General features: G+C 63.6%; 13 protein-coding genes. 3 read left to right on the top strand and 10 right to left on the bottom strand.

The features are described from left to right. Positions 1-6: 6 nt before the first annotated feature. The 3 genes from B0E48_RS15050 to B0E48_RS15040 form a co-directional block, all read right to left on the bottom strand. Complete coding sequence (locus tag B0E48_RS15050; protein WP_254423987.1) at positions 7-1953, bottom strand: S8 family serine peptidase; 1947 nt, start codon at positions 1951-1953, stop codon at positions 7-9. 725 nt (positions 1954-2678) lie between these two features. Next, on the bottom strand, positions 2679-4685 hold the full coding sequence (locus tag B0E48_RS15045; RefSeq protein ID WP_077518979.1) for a PA domain-containing protein: 2007 nt from the start codon (positions 4683-4685) through the stop codon (positions 2679-2681). Further along, positions 4682-5131: a hypothetical protein gene (locus B0E48_RS15040; RefSeq protein WP_139350311.1), complete on the bottom strand. Its 450-nt coding sequence runs from the start codon at positions 5129-5131 to the stop codon at positions 4682-4684. The genes B0E48_RS15045 and B0E48_RS15040 overlap by 4 nt, the downstream gene beginning before the upstream one ends. A gap of 512 nt (positions 5132-5643) precedes the next feature. On the opposite strand from B0E48_RS15040, the gene B0E48_RS15035 reads away from it, so the two are divergent. After that, positions 5644-6429, top strand: a complete 786-nt coding sequence (locus B0E48_RS15035) for a TatD family hydrolase (protein ID WP_077519173.1) — start codon at positions 5644-5646, stop codon at positions 6427-6429. 6 nt (positions 6430-6435) lie between these two features. On the opposite strand, the gene B0E48_RS15030 is transcribed toward B0E48_RS15035, so the two are convergent. The 5 genes from B0E48_RS15030 to B0E48_RS15010 form a co-directional block, all read right to left on the bottom strand. Then, complete coding sequence (locus B0E48_RS15030) at positions 6436-6972, bottom strand: pseudouridine synthase (protein ID WP_077518977.1); 537 nt, start codon at positions 6970-6972, stop codon at positions 6436-6438. A 22-nt stretch (positions 6973-6994) separates the two neighbouring features. Next, positions 6995-7927 (bottom strand): methyltransferase, encoded by a 933-nt coding sequence (locus B0E48_RS15025; RefSeq protein WP_254423986.1) that lies wholly within the window; start codon positions 7925-7927, stop codon positions 6995-6997. Between the two features lie 60 nt (positions 7928-7987). Further along, positions 7988-8650, bottom strand: coding sequence for an NYN domain-containing protein (locus B0E48_RS15020; RefSeq protein ID WP_077518976.1), 663 nt, complete (start codon positions 8648-8650; stop codon positions 7988-7990). A 211-nt stretch (positions 8651-8861) separates the two neighbouring features. Then, entirely contained in the window at positions 8862-9974 is a 1113-nt protein-coding gene (locus B0E48_RS15015) for an S-(hydroxymethyl)glutathione dehydrogenase/class III alcohol dehydrogenase (protein WP_077518975.1), read from the bottom strand. Positions 9975-10045: 71 nt separating this feature from the next. Next, positions 10046-10966 carry a LysR substrate-binding domain-containing protein gene (locus B0E48_RS15010; RefSeq protein WP_077518974.1) on the bottom strand — a complete coding sequence of 307 codons (921 nt, stop codon included), beginning with the start codon at positions 10964-10966 and terminating at the stop codon, positions 10046-10048. A gap of 107 nt (positions 10967-11073) precedes the next feature. On the opposite strand from B0E48_RS15010, the gene B0E48_RS17610 reads away from it, so the two are divergent. Beyond that, positions 11074-11253, top strand: a complete 180-nt coding sequence (locus B0E48_RS17610; RefSeq protein WP_139350310.1) for a hypothetical protein — start codon at positions 11074-11076, stop codon at positions 11251-11253. 104 nt (positions 11254-11357) lie between these two features. Continuing rightward, positions 11358-12305: an aldo/keto reductase gene (locus B0E48_RS15005; protein WP_077518973.1), complete on the top strand. Its 948-nt coding sequence runs from the start codon at positions 11358-11360 to the stop codon at positions 12303-12305. Here B0E48_RS15005 and B0E48_RS15000 read toward each other — a convergent pair whose 3' ends face one another. Next, positions 12306-13394, bottom strand: a complete 1089-nt coding sequence (locus B0E48_RS15000) for a TraB/GumN family protein (protein ID WP_077518972.1) — start codon at positions 13392-13394, stop codon at positions 12306-12308. It abuts the gene before it with no gap. 219 nt (positions 13395-13613) lie between these two features. Next, positions 13614-15839: an NADP-dependent isocitrate dehydrogenase gene (locus B0E48_RS14995; protein WP_077518971.1), complete on the bottom strand. Its 2226-nt coding sequence runs from the start codon at positions 15837-15839 to the stop codon at positions 13614-13616. Positions 15840-16324 lie beyond the last annotated feature (485 nt).

Genomic DNA, 16324 nt, shown 5'->3' with positions numbered 1-16324 from the left:
AAGGGCTTACTTGGCCGCGACGTAGCTGCCGACTACGCTCACGCCGCTGTAAGCGGACTCGCCCACCACGGTGATGTAGTAGGTCGCCGTTTTCGGACGCGAGATCGCCACCGACTCAGTGTTGCCGGCACTGCTGGCCGACTTGAAGTCGTAGTCGGTAGCGCTGGCTGCGGAGCCCGCCTTGACGTAGATGGATACGTTGCCGGTGCCACCGAGCGTACGCAGGGTCAGCGCAAGTGCACCTGCCGGTACGTCCAGCTTGTAGACGCTGCTGGATCCGGTCGCTCCGGACTGGTTGGCCAGCACGACGCCATTGGTGAGCGGGATGGTGGTGTCCTGATTGCCGCCATCGCCACCGCCGTTATCACCACCACCATTGTCCGGGACGTAGGCCGCAGCCGCAGCCACGGCAGCACCCGCATCGAGGATGCCGGCACCGAAGGTCATCGACGGATCCGGATTCACGTTGGGGATGCGGGCCGTGCTCTTGAGGATGCTCAGCACCTCAGCCGGCTTCAGCAGGGGCAGGCTTGCGCTGATGCGAGCGCTCTGCATCAAGGCAACCGCGGCGGTGACATGCGGCGTGGCCTGCGAGGTACCTGCCATACCGCCATAGGTGTCGCCACTCGGGCTGGCCTTTGGTGTGGTTGTGCCCGTGTTGATGGCCTGCCAGGCGAAGCCTTCTGGATTCAGCTGCGTCCCACTCGCCGCATCGTTGGTGTAGACACCACCGCCGAACGCGCCCAGAGCCACCACGCTTTCACCCGGGCTGTTGTAGTTGGAGTAGAACGAGAGCTTGCTGGTGTAGCCGGTCGAGGCGACGGTGATCACACCCGGGCAGCTGGACGGCGAACTCAGGGATGCAGACTCGCCATCGTTGCCCGCGGCGACGACGACGGTGGTACCCAACGCATTGGCCTGGGCGATGGCGAGGGCGGCATCGTCGCTTGCCGCGCAAGTGCCATCTCCACCCAGGCTCATATTGATCACCTGCGCGCGGTTCTGGTTGTCCGGCACGCCATCCACGTGGCCGCCTGCGGCCCACACGATGGCATCATTGATGTCGCTGTCGTAACCACCGCAATGACCCAGTGCGCGGATCGGAAGCACCCTGGCGTTGTAAGCCATGCCCGCCATGCCGACAGCGTTGTTGGTCAGCTCGGCACCGCTGGCGCTGGACACATGGGTGCCGTGCCAGGAACTGGCTTCAGCGGGATTGTTGGCATCGACGCAACCGCCATTGGTTGCCTTGTACGTGTTGCCCGTGGTCCAGTCGCCGAGATCCCAGCCGCCTGATACGCGACCATCGGCGGTGCGCCCGGAAACAAATTTGTCGATGATGAAGTCATATCCGGCATCACCCAGTGACGTGTTCACGTCCGCATGCTTGACGATACCGGTATCGATGACCGCAATGATCACGCCAGTGCCATCGGCGAGATCCCAGGCGCCCTTGACGTTGACACCGCCATAGTTGGCAACCTTGTTCGTGGTCGTCAACGTGCCGTCACCCGGCAGATAGTCCGTCTGATACTTCGCGAAGTTGGGGTCGTTGGGCGTGAAGGCCGTCGGATCCAGGTTGGCATGCGCCTTGATGTCGCCAATGGCGTGGCGAAGCACGTCCGGAGCAACATGGGCAACGGCCGGATCGGCAGCGATTGACTGCATGAAAGCCGCGGCTTCTGCCTGCGTCAGCTTGCGTGAGGTTGTTACCAGATCGGAACCGGTTGCCAGCTTGCGTCCATAGCTCACGCTTGGCGCACTGCTCGACAGCGAGGTACGCATGGCGCCTGCGCGGGCGACGGCGGCCTGGACGCTCTGCAGGGCGGCTGCCGTGCTCGCTTTTTCCGTGCTGCCATCGACATACCTGACGATGAAACGGTCATAGCTGCCCTCAGTGCGCAGGGCACTGGTATTGAACTTCGCAGCCACGGTCGGGCTGGCGGATACCACCTGCGCAACATTGCTTGCAAAAGCCGAAAACGAAAAAGCCACTGCAATCGAGGCTGCGAGCAACCCCTTGATCCCCAAACTATTCACCATTGCGATGATCCCCAAGTATTGATGATTCGCTTTCCATGGCTGTGGCCGTGGAAACCGTGCCGCGTGAAACTCCCCGTTCCACGCACTGACGCCGAGCGATACGCTGGGCCGTTATTTCCTGCGACAGTACTTTGTACCGCACAGTTTTACGAAACTACCATTCTGTTCTTGCGAAGGTCAATCCAAATTTGCGACGCAGTGCAATTCTTTTGCGAACGCACTGTGTTACTCGTCAGCCATGCAGCAACTGACTGTTTTACGAAGAAAAATTGGCGGCGATCCCATCAATTGATGGTTTGCCACGTAGGCCCACGACCATGCCGTTTCAGGGTCCGCGCGATCCGGCAACGCCACCCATGGGAGGCGCAATGTATTGCGTCATCCACTGCGGACGCGGCTCCCGGCCCCCCTTGCAACCATGGCAACCACTCGCTTGGCACGCGACTCGTGCAAGTGCGCGTAATCGGATTCAACCAAGGTCCATGGACGTCCAGACGGCCATTCGCAAATCGCCGAAAGGCCTGGCTTGTGCCTGATGCCGATCTTGACGCTGCCTGCCAGTGAAGCTGACCCCGGCATACCCGGGGCCAGCTGTTCTACCCGTGCGTACTGGCGATGGCGCCAGCGCGAATCGGTTACGGCACGAAATTGGCCTGCACGCTGACGTTCGAGAATGCCTGCACACCCACCACCTTGATGTAGTACGTGCCTGCGCTCGGCTTGCTCACAGCCACCGACTCGGTGTTTCCGGCATGCGCCGAGGTGAAGTCGTATGCCGTTGTGGAAGGCTCGGCGCCGAACTTGACGAACATCGACACGTCGCCCGTACCACCCGAGGTACGCAGCGTCAGTGCACGTGCACCCGCCGGAACCACCAGCGAGTAGAGCTTCTCGCCACCCACCGCGCCGGACTGGCCAGCAACGGTAACTCCGTTGGCCAGCTCGATCGCGACCGGACCGGTCGGAACGGAAGGATCAGGCAAGCCGTTGCCCCATGCATTGAACTGATTCTGCAATTCAGCATCACTGAGGCAGGCATTCAGGCTGCTGGCCTGCGGCGCCGTTATCAGCTGCTGAGCGGCAAGGTTGGCGGCGTAGGTCAACATCGACGTGCGGTAAATCCCGAAATGGGCTGCCGAAGCGGCGATCGTCTTGGCATTGGCATACACGTTGGCGCCAATCACGATGCCACCCGGGATCCATGTCGGCACGCCGGTGTCGCAGGTCAACAGCTTCTGGCCGGTCTCGTTGAGCTGCCAGCCCTCGTCCTTGAACAGCGCCGGGGTCAGATCCAGATTGATGTGCCCCTTCAGATCCGAACTCTCGGCGTACTCCATCAGCGCATTGGGCGACAGACGGGTGTCGTAATGCGAGAACGAGGAACCGCTGGCCAGAGTCGTTGGCGCATACAACTGCACGTTACCGTTCGCATCGGTGCCGGCCAGGCCGTTGCCGAGACCGAGGCCCACGCTCGCCGGTACGTTGGCCTTGATCTTGGCGCCATCGGCCAGGCTGACCATCACGGTCGGCACGGTGACATCACCGACTGTGTTGTCGCCTGCCATGCCGATCACGCCGGCGGCGTTATTGGCGATGAGCACCGCCGTGGCACCGGACTGCTGCGCGTTGTAAGCCTTGGTCTGGAAGCTGCAGGTGCCGCGGTCGACGATCGCGACGTGGCCGGCAACCGCATCCGGATTGGTCAACGCCGTACAAGCCTGGCTGTCACTGCCGGAAACGCCCAACACGGCCGTGCCTGAGAAATTCTGCGCGGTGGCTGCCGGACCGAACGATGCCTCGCCATAAGCGTAATCACCCACGGCGGCGGCAGGCGCGGTTACCTTGACGACCGGCGGCGGACCCAGTGCCAGCGGCGCCTCGGCCACGACGTTCGTGCCGCGGAAAACGAGATTGCCATCGTCCAGGGCCGCGGCCTTGCGCTGCGCATTGGTCAGGTCACCCCACGCCTTGCTGTTGGTGTTGCTGTAAGCGAAGTACTCGTAGATGTTGACCGAGCTCTGCGAGAGCGCTCCGCTGGTGAGGTTGGACGTACCGGCAAAGCCGAGACCATGACTCATTTCGTGCAGCATGACGTTGAGCAGATTGCTCTGGCCCGCCGGCGTTTTGCCATCCAGACCAAAATACCAACCGCTATCGGGCAGACACGTTGCCGTACCCAACGCGCCGTTGAACGACATGGTCATGTCGGACGTCGTGGGCGTGGCATCGGCACCGGAATAGGCATTGCCCAGTGCGCCGGAATACCACACGTTCAGCTTCACGCCCGCCGGGGCCGTGGCGGCATTGGTGAACCGGATATTGCCATTGGTGCCGGTGGAGCCCAGCACGGTGCCATTGGCGTCGCACTGCAGCGGGCCGAACTTGGCATCGACCGCGATCGGCACGCTGCTCTTCAACACGGCGCCCCACATGTTGGCCGCGAACTGGAACACGATACGTGCCTGCTCGCCTCGCGTCACACCGGCATTGCCGCCAACCGGCGTCGCAGGAGACGTGTCATTGAGGCCGGTGTTGGCAACGTCCTTGTTGATGATGACGATGTCGGCGGCGAGCGCGCTGCCAGCGAAGCCGAGCATGCCGGCAACCAGGAAGGCCGTAAAAAGCGTGTTGCGGCGGATCATTTCGTCACCTCCACGGCGGCAGTCGGTACTTCGTCACCCGGGTGCACCACCACCAGGTTGCCCTTGGCGTCGCGCTTGCCGACCACGTAGCTGTCCGTGTCTTCGGGCGTGTCCATCACTTCCATGGTGTAACCATTCACACGCACCGTGCGCAGGGTCTTGAGCGACTCGGCCTCGGTGCGCGGACGGCCACTGGAGCTGGACAGCAAGGCCTGCTGCTGGCGCTTGAGTTCGACCGACTTGGCGAATGCCGCCGCCTCTTCGGGCGTGGGCGCGCGCAGCTTCTTGGTGACCGGATCAAAGAAGGCCACCTGCATGGAACCGCCGGCGACCGAAGTCTCCGCCGACTGTGCTGGCTGCGCCGGCTTCTTGTCTGCGGCGATTGCCGCACTGGCGAACAGGCCTGTGAGCATCACAGCCGCCGCCTGAGTCATTACGTTCTTCATCAATGCAAAACCCTCCCGTTGAAAAAAGTGCCGTCACCCGGCACCAGAAATTTTTAGCGCACGCTTTCCTCGCGCCGGATTGCGCGCCGGAATTTCGTCGACAAGAGCATCTGGCTTGCGTGGACGCTCCGTGCGTGAACAGACGCCAGTCGCGCCGTGCACTGCAGCACCAGCCGTTGCTTAGAACGTGTCGAGGTTGCCTGACGGCCCGCTCTCCCACGCCCCACGCCCCTGCCCACGCATTCCCGACCAGCCACGACATCGCGACGAGCTTCCCCGGTGCAGGACCCACCCCGCCCCCTCGTCGATGTCAGTGGCTCCCACCTAGCCGAACCGCAGATTCCGAAACCCCTCAGACCCGAACCAGCGAAGCTATCAGCAATTTCTTGCGAGCGTCAACGTAATTTCATGGAAGCCCGCAAGCGTGATTTGTGCTGCGCCGCGGGAAGAAAGCACGCTTGCGCGTGGGCTCGCAGCTGCCAGAATTGGCTACCCCGCCACGACCAAAAACCATGCAGCTACTCGATATCGGCGCCAACCTCGGTCACGAATCGTTCCACCACGATTTCGATGCCGTGCTGCAACGTGCGCAGGCGCATGGGGTCAGTCGGATGATCGTCACCGGCGCCTCGCGTGACGGCAGCACGCATGCGCATGCGCTGGCCAGGGCATACCCTGGCACGCTGTTCGCGACTGCCGGAGTGCATCCGCATCATGCGATCGACTACGACGACGCCAGCGACGCACTGCTGCGTGAGCTTTCGCAGGATCATGCGGTGCGCGCGATCGGCGAGACCGGGCTGGACTACAACCGCAATTATTCGCCGCGCCCGGTGCAGCTGCAGGTATTCGAGCGCCAGTTACGGATCGCGGTGGATCTGCAGAAGCCCCTGTTCCTGCATCAACGCGATGCCCACGACGATTTCATCGCGCTGCTGCGACGCTATCGCGACAAAGTGCCGGCGGCGGTGGTGCACTGCTTTACGGACAGTGGCGAGGCGCTGCGCGATTATCTGGCGCTGGATTGCCACATCGGCATCACCGGCTGGATCTGCGACGAGCGCCGTGGCACCCATCTGCGCGAACTGGTGCGCGAGATTCCGGCGAACCGGTTGATGATCGAGACCGACGCGCCCTACCTGCTGCCACGCACGGTGCGACCGCATCCGGCACACCGACGCAACGAGCCGATGTACCTCAAGCACATTTGCGAGGAAATCGCGCGCGATCGCGGCGAACCGGTTGAAGTCACGGCGGCGAACAGCACGGCGACTGCCGAAGCATTCTTCGGCCTGTAAGCGCTCCTAGGGCAAGAGAGTACGTGTCGCGCCGGGCGCCAGTCCGTCCAGCGCGTGCTCGCCGATGCGCACGCGGATCAGTCGAAGGGTCGGGAAACCCACTGCGGCGGTCATCCGGCGTACCTGGCGATTGCGGCCCTCGCGGATGGCAAGACTGAGCCAGCTGGTGGGAATGCTCTTGCGGAAGCGCACCGGCGGGTCGCGCGGCCACAGCCAGTCCGGCTCGGCGATGCGCGTCGCCTCCGCCGGCAAGGTCGGGCCATCGTTCAACAGGACACCTCGACGCAATGCGCGCAGGGCCGCCTCATCGATCTCGCCATCGACCTGTACCAGATAGGTCTTGCTCTGCTTGTGCCGGGGATCGGTCAGCTGGTGCGCCAGCGGGCCATCGTCGGTCAGCAGCAGCAGACCCTCGCTGTCATGGTCCAGCCGTCCAGCCGCATAGACGTCTTTTTGCCTGACGAATTCGGCCAGCGTGCGGCGCCCATCCGCATCGGTGAACTGGCACAGCACGCCATACGGCTTGTTCAAGGCGATCAGCATGGCGGGACGCCGTATGGTTGCTTCAGGGAGTCGCAGCCGCCGGCGCCGACGGCTTGACGAAGCGCAGGGTCATCCGGTCCGACTCGCCGATCGCCTGATACTTCGCCTTGTCCTGCTCGCCCAGCGTGAGCGTGGGTGGCAATGTCCACACGCCCTTGGGATAGTCCTTCGTATCCTTCGGGTTGGCATTGATCTCGCTGCTCTCGTCCAGCGTGAAGCCCGCTTCGGTGGCCAGCTTCACCACGTAGCGTGGCGGCAGGTAGCCACTGCGCTTCACCATCGCCAGCGTGGCACTGTCGTCCGCGCGATGATCGACCACACCCAGCACGCCGCCGGGCCGCAGCACCGAAAAGAACGCCTTGAACATCGCCTGCGCGGTGTCCGCCATCACCCAGTTGTGCACGTTGCGGAACGTCAGCACCAGATCGGCCGAACCAGGCGCACCGAGTACCGGCGCTTTCGGATCGAATTCGACGATCGTCGCCTTGCCGTACTCGGCCGGGTCGTCGGCAAATTTCGCGCGCAACGCCGCCGCGTCGCGCTTCGCCTCGCCGTCGCCGACAGGTGCCTGCAGCGCGGCCACGTAATGCCCGTTGTCGCGTAGCAGGGGCGCCAGGACTTCGCTGTACCAGCCGCCGCCAGGGGTGATCTCGATCACCGTTTGATCCGGTCGGATACCGAAAAACTGCAGGGTGGCCTTGGGGTGGCGATACACATCGCGCGCACGGTTCGCCGGCGAACGCCAGTTGCCGGCAAGTACGCCGTCCAGCTGGGCGGAGGTGAAATCACTGGCGCTGGTCGGTGGTACCAGTTCGTCAGCCGGCTGATCCTGTGCGGTCGAGGCGGCCGGCGCCTGCTGTGCCCACGCCAACGCGGGCAGGCCCAGACATGCCGCCAGCATCAGTGCCGCACCCAGGCGAGCCGCTCGTACCCTTGCTTCGATCCCGCGATTCATCGATGACCCCTTTATGCAGACTTGATGCAATGTGGCGAAACCCATGTGTAGGCACGGTATTCAGAACGGTCGCGGACATACCGACTGCAAACCATCGATATGTTCGTGCAAATCCGGTGCGATGCTCTGCCACATCGGATCGAGGATGAAGTCGATACCCTCGTAGCGCGCCAGCTTCGCCGCCGGTATGAAATCCGCATCGCCAGCGATCAGGATGATCTGGTCGACCAGCTTCTTGTAGGTCAATGCGGCGATGTCGATGCCGATCTTCATGTCGACCTGGGTCTGGCGCATGTCCGGCTCGAAATGCTCGTCGCCGAGATCATCCCATTGCAAATTGCCGTCGCGCAGCTGCTGGTAGGCATTGCGCTTGAGCTGCCATTCGCCGCGCTCGGCCAGCCGACCCAGCCGCAACGCCATCTTGCGCTGCCTGCGCAGCTGATCGTGCAGCTCGCGCCGGAACGCCGCGGCACCGGTGCGACCGAAGTCGATGCTGTCGCCGCTGACCGGCTTGATGAAGCTCTTTTCCAGCGGTGGGCAGTCGTAGAAGAAGATGCGATACAGCGATTCGCGTGGACGATCGACTGCCTTCAGATGCTCCAGCGCCATGCTGAATACGGTTTTCGCCACCGCGCGTGCGTCGCCGGCATCACGTTCGCCATAGACCTTGCGGTAGCGGGCAAGGAAAAAAGCGCCGTCGACGAGAATGGCGGTGCGGTTCATTGGACAACCTTATGGGTGTGCTGGCATAGAAAATGATGGCTGCCGACAGCAGAATGGAGCCAGCGGCGTGCTCATATTCTAGAGCTTCGTTCACCGCGACGGGGAAGGATTCCCGATAGGGCGGGCACTGCCCGCCGCTCTGCCACACACCCACGCACAGCAAAAGCCGGCGGGCAGTGCCCGCCCTACGAGGCCGTTCGAACATTGGGTCTCAGTAGTGAATCACCGAGCGGATCACCTTGCCCGCATGCATCAGTTCGAACGCATCGTTGATGCGCTCCAGCGGCAGCACTTCGGTGATCATTTCGTCGATCTTGATCTCGCCGGCCATGTAACGGTCGACGTAACCGGGCAGCTGCGAGCGACCCTTGACTCCGCCGAACGCCGAGCCACGCCACACCCGCCCGGTGACCAGCTGGAACGGCCGCGTGCTGATTTCCTGCCCCGCGCCGGCGACGCCGATGATGATCGACTCGCCCCAGCCCTTGTGGCAGCACTCCAGCGCCGCGCGCATCACGTGGACGTTGCCGATGCACTCGAACGAATAGTCCACGCCGCCATCGGTGAGATCCACGATCACCTGCTGGATCGGTGTGTCCGGGTAGTCCTTGGGATTGATGCAGTCGGTGGCGCCGAGCAGCTTGGCCATCTCGAACTTGTCCGGATTGGTGTCGATCACCACGATGCGGCCGGCCTTCGCCATCACTGCGCCCTGCACCACCGACAGGCCGATGCCACCCATGCCGAATACCGCCACCGATGCCCCCGGCTCGACCTTCGCCGTATTGAGCACCGCGCCGATGCCGGTGGTGATGCCGCAACCGAGCAGGCAGACCTTCTCCAGCGGCGCGGCCTTGCTGATCTTCGCCAGCGAGATCTCCGGCAGCACGGTGTATTCGCTGAACGTGCTGGTACCCATGTAGTGCAGCAGCGGCTTGCCATCGAGCGAGAAGCGGCTGGTGCCGTCGGGCATCAGGCCGCGACCCTGCGTGACGCGAATTTTCTGGCACAGGTTGGTCTTGCCCGAACGGCAGAATTTGCACTCGCCACATTCGGGCGTGTACAGCGGAATCACGTGATCGCCGACGTTCAGCGTGGTGACACCGGCGCCGACTTCCTCGACGATGCCGCCGCCCTCGTGACCGAGAATCACCGGGAACATCCCCTCCGGATCGGCGCCCGACAGGGTGAACGCATCGGTATGGCAGACACCGGTGGCGACGATGCGCACCAGCACCTCGCCGGCCTTCGGCCCGGCGACATCGACCTGTTCGATCGTGAGTGGTTTGCCGGCTTCCCAGGCAACCGCGGCGCGTGACTTCATGGTTCAACTCCTGACGATGGGTCGGCAACGACCCACGATGATGACGCGTCCGGCCGCGTTGCGAAACCGCATCAACCCACGGCCGTGTCATCCGGCCGAAACGCCGACATCTGCCGGCCGTAGTCGTCCGCCTCGGCCAGCAGCCATTCGCGGAACAGCTGCAAGCCGCGATGCTCCTGCGAACGCGGCGGATACACCAGCCAGTACGCCTCCTTCACCGCCAGGTAGTTTTCGCCCAGCACCTGCAGCCGCCCGGCGTCGATCAGCGATTTCGATGTCACCATCCGGCCCAAGGCCACGCCAAGGCCTTCCAGTGCTGCGTGGCGCAGCGCATCGAGGCTGTCGAATTGCGCCACGTAGCGCGTCGGTGGCGCGCTGCCGACACGGGCGAACCAGTCGTTCCAGCGAGTGGAGGGACTCGGCTCTCCGAGCAGCGGCCAGCGCGACAGGTCACCGGGATCGACGCCCTCCATCCGCGCCACCAGGGCAGGCGCCGCGACTGGCGCGATCCATTCGCCGAACAGCCGCTCGCTGTGCAGGCCGGGCCAGTTGCCATGACCGTAACGCAAACCGACATCGACCGGCTCGCGCTCGAAGTTCACCAGCGCCGATGTGGACTGCAAGCTAAGCTCCAAGTCCGGATGCACTGCGACCAACCGCGGCAACCGCGGCACCAGCCAGCTCGACATGATGCCGGGGCTGGCACTGAGCGTGAGCGCGTCGTGGCGACGCTGGTGATAGCGCGACAGCGCATGTTCAATGCCGTCGAAATGCTCGCCCACCGCCTCGAGCAGGCTGCAGCCCTCGACGGTCAACGTCACTCCGCGCGGCCCGCGTTCGAACAGCCGTCGCTCCAGCCGCTCTTCCAGCTGGCGCATCTGGTGACTGAGCGCACTCACGGTGAGGTTCGCCTGCGTCGCGGCGCGCGACAGATTACCCAGCCGGGCGACCAGCACGAACTGTTGCAGCAGGCCCAGCGGCAGCTTTCCCATCTTGAATTTCTCTCAAGTCTGGCTTGCGAATATATCGCTTTTTGGCGGTGTGTGGCCCGCGTATCTTGAGCTCACACCAAGTCTTCATGCTCCCAGGAGATCCCGTCATGAGCTCACTCTGGACCAACCTGTTGTTCCTGCACGGCCACGTCACCCATAACGATCTGCCCTGGCGCCCTGATACCCGCACCACGACGGGTCGGCGCAAGCCCGCCCCAGCAAAACCCAAGTCCATCGCGCGGATGTGCTGCGCGGCGATCTGGCCGCGACTCGTCGGACCGCGCTGAGCCGACGCTACCCGTGTCCGGCACGCAATCGTCCCGGATACATCACGCTCTATTTGCCCGGACGCGTGCATGCTTGGCACTTCCATGGCTCGAGGTGTTCCTCCATGCACAAGCGCTCACTTGGCAAATCGTCGTTGTCCATCGCCCCGCTTGCGTTCGGCGGCAACGTGTTTGGCTGGAGTGCCGACGAAAAGCGCTCGTTCGAACTGCTCGATGCGTTCGTCGATGCCGGCGGCAACCTGATCGATACCGCCGATGTGTATTCGGCCTGGGTTCCCGGCAATCGTGGCGGCGAGTCGGAGACCATCATCGGTCGCTGGCTGAAGCAGAGCGGCAAGCGCGACCAGGTGGTGATCGCCACCAAGGTGGCGAAATGGGTCGAGCATCCCGGTCTGTCTCCGGCCAACATCCAGCAGGCGGTGAACGGTTCGCTGCAGCGCTTGCAGACCGACCACATCGACCTGTACCAGGCGCATGAGGACGATGCCAGCGTGCCACTGGCCGAAACTCTGGGCGCGTTCGCGCGACTGATCGAGGCCGGCAAGGTACGCGCGATCGGTGCATCCAACTACGGCGCCGCGCGCTTCGCCGATGCGCTCGCCATATCGAAGCAACATGGCCTGCCGCGTTACGAGAGCCTGCAGCCGGAATACAACCTGGTCAGCCGCGCTGGCTACGAAAAGGAACTGGAGCCGCTGATCCGCGCGGAGAACATCGGCGTGATCAGCTACTACGCGCTGGCCAGCGGCTTCCTCAGCGGCAAGTACCGCAGCGAGGCCGACCTGGCCAGGAGCAGTGCACGCGGCGGCTCGGTGAAAAAGTACCTGAACCCGCGTGGCTTGCAGGTGCTCGCCGCGCTCGACGCGATCGCCGCTACCCACCACGCCACGCCGGCACAGGTCGCGCTGGCGTGGCTGATCGCACGCCCCGGCCTCACCGCGCCAATCGCCAGCGCCACCAGCGTGGAGCAGCTGCATGAGCTGCTCGGCGCCACCCGACTGCTGCTGGCACCGGACGAGATCGCACAGCTGGATCGGGTCAGCGCAGGCTGACTATCGTGACGAGCTCCCACTGTTCGCGGGAGCATCGGCGCTGCTGCCTGGGGCGGGATCGGCCTCCTGCTCTTCCGGAGATTCGACCTTGTAACCATCGGCCTGCAGTTTCGTCAGATAGCCGTCCGCTTTCAGCAACTCGCTCATCGGCAGCATCGCGAAGGTCTGCGTATTGGTGTGCAGTGCCGCACGTGCAGCGCCCAGCCAGACGGCTTGCAGTTTCGCCGTAACGTCGTCGAGGCCCAGCGTACGGGCGAAGCCGGCGTCTGCGAGCGCCGAAACGCAAGCGTCGCGTCGCTCGCTGTCGGGCAGTTCGCGCAGTGCCTGCAGGTCGCCGGTGGCCCAGGCGTTGGCGCGCGCCTTCATCGCCGGCATGTCCTGCTCGATGCTGTCCAGCGTGCGGATGAAGCAGGTGGTGTCGTGCGGGGCGGAGCTCTTGAACGCCTTGAGCGCCGCGCCCGGATGTTCGATGACGACCTGGTAATCCGTCGGCACCTGCTTGACGCCGTAGCGGGTGGCCAGTGCATCGATGTCGGCCTGGATGCCGCCGGTCTTGCTCAAGCCATTCGCCTTGATCGCCTTCTGGTACAGCTCCTGTGCCGCGAAGATCGGCCGCCAGCGTTCGATGCCGCGGTTATCGCCGATGTACTTCTGCTTGAGCACCTCCCAGCGCGCGTACACCGGTGGCGGCAACACCTGCTGCAAGGTCTGCCCATCATCGTTCTTGCGTGCGCTATAGGCCGATGGCAGCAGGAACATCTTGCCCAGAAAGCCGACGTTGGCCTTCAACTTCACCGAAGGCGACAGCAACACCTGCTGCGACTGGCTGATCACCTGTTCCAGATCGCGCGACTGCCACTGCATGTTCTGCGGCAGCGGCGACAGCGTGCCGAGCACCCACATCACGTGATCGCCTTTGGACACCTTCCACAGGCCCGGGCCGGGCATCACGCCACTGACCACCACTCCCGCCAGTTCGGCCACGTTCGATGGCACCGGTGGCGGTGGCGTGCTGGCCGTGATCGATTGGGCGAACGCCGGCACCAAACCACTCAGCGCGAACAGGAAGGCAAGGCATGACAGACGCATCGGTGCTGCTCCATTCTCGGAAGCGTGGATTGTGTCAGGGCCATGCTGACTCGAATGTTGCCGGAACCGCGCGTCGGCATGCGGATCGGGGAACTTCTGGCATGCCCACCGGACATCTTGTCCGGCTGCAGGCCGCGATGAAAATAAAGACGGGGCGCCGCAAGGCGCCCCGTCCTTTTGCTGCTGCAGCGTACCGCGCTTACTCCAACGCGGCTCGCCTCACGCCGAAAGCGCCGCCAGCGCGGCGTTGAAGGTCGCGCTCGGACGCATGGCAGCGCTGACCAGCTTCAGGTTCGGGTGGTAATAACCCTGGATATCCACCGGCTTGCCCTGCGCGCCGTTGAGTTCGGCGACGATCTTCGCCTCGTTCTCCTGCAACGCCTTGGCCAGTGGTGCGAACTTGGCCTTTAGTGCCGCGTGCGACTCCTGCGAAGCCAGCGCCTGCGCCCAGTACAGCGCCAGATAGAAATGACTGCCACGATTGTCCAGTTCGCCGACCTTGCGTGACGGCGACTTGTTGTTGTCGAGGAACTTGCCGTTGGCCTGATCGAGCGTCTTGGCCAGCGCGTCGGCGTCGACATTGGCGTAGCGGTTGCCCAGATGTTCCAGCGATGCCGCCAGCGCGAGAAACTCGCCCAGCGAATCCCAGCGCAGGTAGTCCTCTTCCAGGAACTGCTGCACGTGCTTGGGCGCGGAACCGCCGGCGCCGGTTTCGAACAGGCCGCCGCCGGCCATCAGCGGCACGATCGAGAGCATCTTCGCGCTGGTGCCCAGCTCCATGATCGGGAACAGGTCGGTCAGGTAGTCGCGCAGCACGTTGCCGGTGACGGAAATCGTGTCCAGCCCCTGGCGGATGCGCTCCAGCGAGAATTTCGTCGCTTCCACCGGCGTCATGATGCGGATATCCAGACCGCTGAGGTCGTGATCCTTCAGGTAACGCTCGACCTTGCTGATCATCTGCGTGTCGTGGGCGCGCTGCGGATCCAGCCAGAACACCGCCGGCGTGTGCCGCGCGCGGCTCACCGCCAACTTCACCCAATCCTGGATCGGCGCATCCTTGGTCTGGCACATGCGCCAGATATCGCCCGCCTCGACCTCATGCTGCAACAGCACGGTGCCGGCGGCATCGATCACCTTCACCACGCCGTCGGCGGCGATCTGGAAGGTCTTGTCGTGCGAGCCGTACTCCTCGGCCGCCTGCGCCATCAGGCCCACGTTCGGCACGCTGCCCATGGTTGCCGGATCGAACGCACCATGCGCCTTGCAGTCGTCGATGGTGGCTTGATACACGCCGGCATAGCTGCGGTCGGGGATCACCGCGACGATGTCCTGCAACTTGCCTTCGGCGTTCCACATCTTGCCGGAGTCACGGATCATCGCCGGCATCGAGGCGTCGATGATCACGTCGCTGGACACGTGCAGGCTGGTAATGCCCTTGTCGGAATTGACCATCGCCAGACCCGGACGCTGCGCGTACTCCGCGTCGATGTCGGCCTTGATCTGCGCCTGCTGCGTTTCCGGCAGCGACGCGATGCGTGCATACAAGTCGCCGATGCCGTTGTTCGGATTGAAGCCGACCTGCTTCAGCACGGCCGCGTGCTTCACCAACACGTCGCGGTAGAACTCGCTGATCACCACGCCGAACATGATCGGGTCGGAGACCTTCATCATGGTCGCCTTCAAATGCACGGAGAACAGCACGCCCTGCTTCTTCGCGTCCGCAATTTTCGCGTCGATGAAACTGGCCAGCGCGCGCCTGCTCATCACCGCGGCGTCGATGATCTCGCCGGCCAGCAACGCGGTCTTCGGCTTCAGCACGGTATGGCTGCCGTCCTTGCCGGACCATTCGATGCTGACGTTGCCGGCCTGCTCGACGACGGCGGATTTCTCGGTGCCGTAGAAGTCGCCGCCGTCCATGTGCGCTACATGGGTTTTCGAATCCTGGCTCCACGCACCCATCTTGTGCGGATGCTTGCGCGCATAGTTCTTCACCGAAACCGGGGCGCGACGATCGGAGTTGCCTTCGCGCAACACCGGATTCACCGCACTGCCCTTGACCCGGTCATAGCGCGCCTTGATGTCTTTTTCCGACGCGTCCTTCGGCTCGTCCGGATAGTCCGGCAGCGCATAGCCCTGACCCTGCAGCTCCTTGATCGCGGCCTTCAGCTGCGGCATCGACGCGCTGATGTTCGGCAGCTTGATGATGTTCGCCTCCGGCGTGGTGGCGAGCTGACCCAGCTCGGCCAGATCATCGGCAATCTTCTGATCGTCCTTCAGGAACTCCGGGAACAGCGCAATGATGCGCCCCGCCAGCGAGATGTCACGCGTCTCCACCTTGATGCCGGCGGTACTGGTGAACGCGGCGATGATCGGCAACAGGGACTGCGTGGCGAGGAACGGGGCTTCGTCCGTCAGCGTGTAGATGATCTTTGGCGTGGTGGGCATTGTCTGATGGACCTCACTGTGACGACATTCGAAGGATAAGGCGCTGCCGCTCGGGAACGTGCCGGGGTCGCAAGGCATACCGTGCCTGCGGCGATCGGATCCTCCCAAACTACCCAAGCATGCTTGATCAGCGTTTACGAAAGCCTCCCATTGTCGCGTTTTCGCTAGGGAGGGGAAAGCGGGCCGTGATCCTGCCTGGCACGTTGAGCGGCGAACCCCATGAGGCCGAAGTCGAACAGGTCTGCTGCCTGGGCGATACGCGCGAAAGCACGCAGGCATCGCGTCGCCGTACGGAAAATTCGCGGGAATCATCACCTGGCCATTCCGGCACTCAAGACCCCAGAACTGGAAACGACAAAGGCCGGTTTCCCGGCCTTTGTCTGATCTTGTGCATCTTTCAGCTTGTCGAATGTGTTCCAGCCAGAACAACAGGCAGACTGTCATGCGGATCTTCAGGGGCGCGGCCAGACCCCGCTCCCGGAGAT

The sequence above is a fragment of the Rhodanobacter sp. C03 genome, from assembly GCF_002001175.1.
In the GTDB taxonomy this organism is placed as follows: Bacteria; Pseudomonadota; Gammaproteobacteria; order Xanthomonadales; family Rhodanobacteraceae; genus Rhodanobacter.
The sequence above is the reverse complement of the archived record's forward strand: the minus strand, read 5'-3'. Positions and strand labels throughout refer to the sequence as shown.

Coding starts and splice junctions, on each gene's coding strand:
- B0E48_RS14995 (WP_077518971.1), bottom strand. CDS start 15,839: ATGCCCACCACGCCAAAGATCATCTACACGCTGACGGACGAAGCCCCG.
- B0E48_RS15015 (WP_077518975.1), bottom strand. CDS start 9,974: ATGAAGTCACGCGCCGCGGTTGCCTGGGAAGCCGGCAAACCACTCACG.
- B0E48_RS15020 (WP_077518976.1), bottom strand. CDS start 8,650: ATGAACCGCACCGCCATTCTCGTCGACGGCGCTTTTTTCCTTGCCCGC.
- B0E48_RS15000 (WP_077518972.1), bottom strand. CDS start 13,394: ATGCGTCTGTCATGCCTTGCCTTCCTGTTCGCGCTGAGTGGTTTGGTG.
- B0E48_RS15045 (WP_077518979.1), bottom strand. CDS start 4,685: ATGATCCGCCGCAACACGCTTTTTACGGCCTTCCTGGTTGCCGGCATG.
- B0E48_RS15030 (WP_077518977.1), bottom strand. CDS start 6,972: ATGCTGATCGCCTTGAACAAGCCGTATGGCGTGCTGTGCCAGTTCACC.
- B0E48_RS15025 (WP_254423986.1), bottom strand. CDS start 7,927: ATGAATCGCGGGATCGAAGCAAGGGTACGAGCGGCTCGCCTGGGTGCG.
- B0E48_RS15010 (WP_077518974.1), bottom strand. CDS start 10,966: ATGGGAAAGCTGCCGCTGGGCCTGCTGCAACAGTTCGTGCTGGTCGCC.
- B0E48_RS15040 (WP_139350311.1), bottom strand. CDS start 5,131: ATGAAGAACGTAATGACTCAGGCGGCGGCTGTGATGCTCACAGGCCTG.
- B0E48_RS15005 (WP_077518973.1), top strand. CDS start 11,358: ATGCACAAGCGCTCACTTGGCAAATCGTCGTTGTCCATCGCCCCGCTT.
- B0E48_RS17610 (WP_139350310.1), top strand. CDS start 11,074: ATGAGCTCACTCTGGACCAACCTGTTGTTCCTGCACGGCCACGTCACC.
- B0E48_RS15035 (WP_077519173.1), top strand. CDS start 5,644: ATGCAGCTACTCGATATCGGCGCCAACCTCGGTCACGAATCGTTCCAC.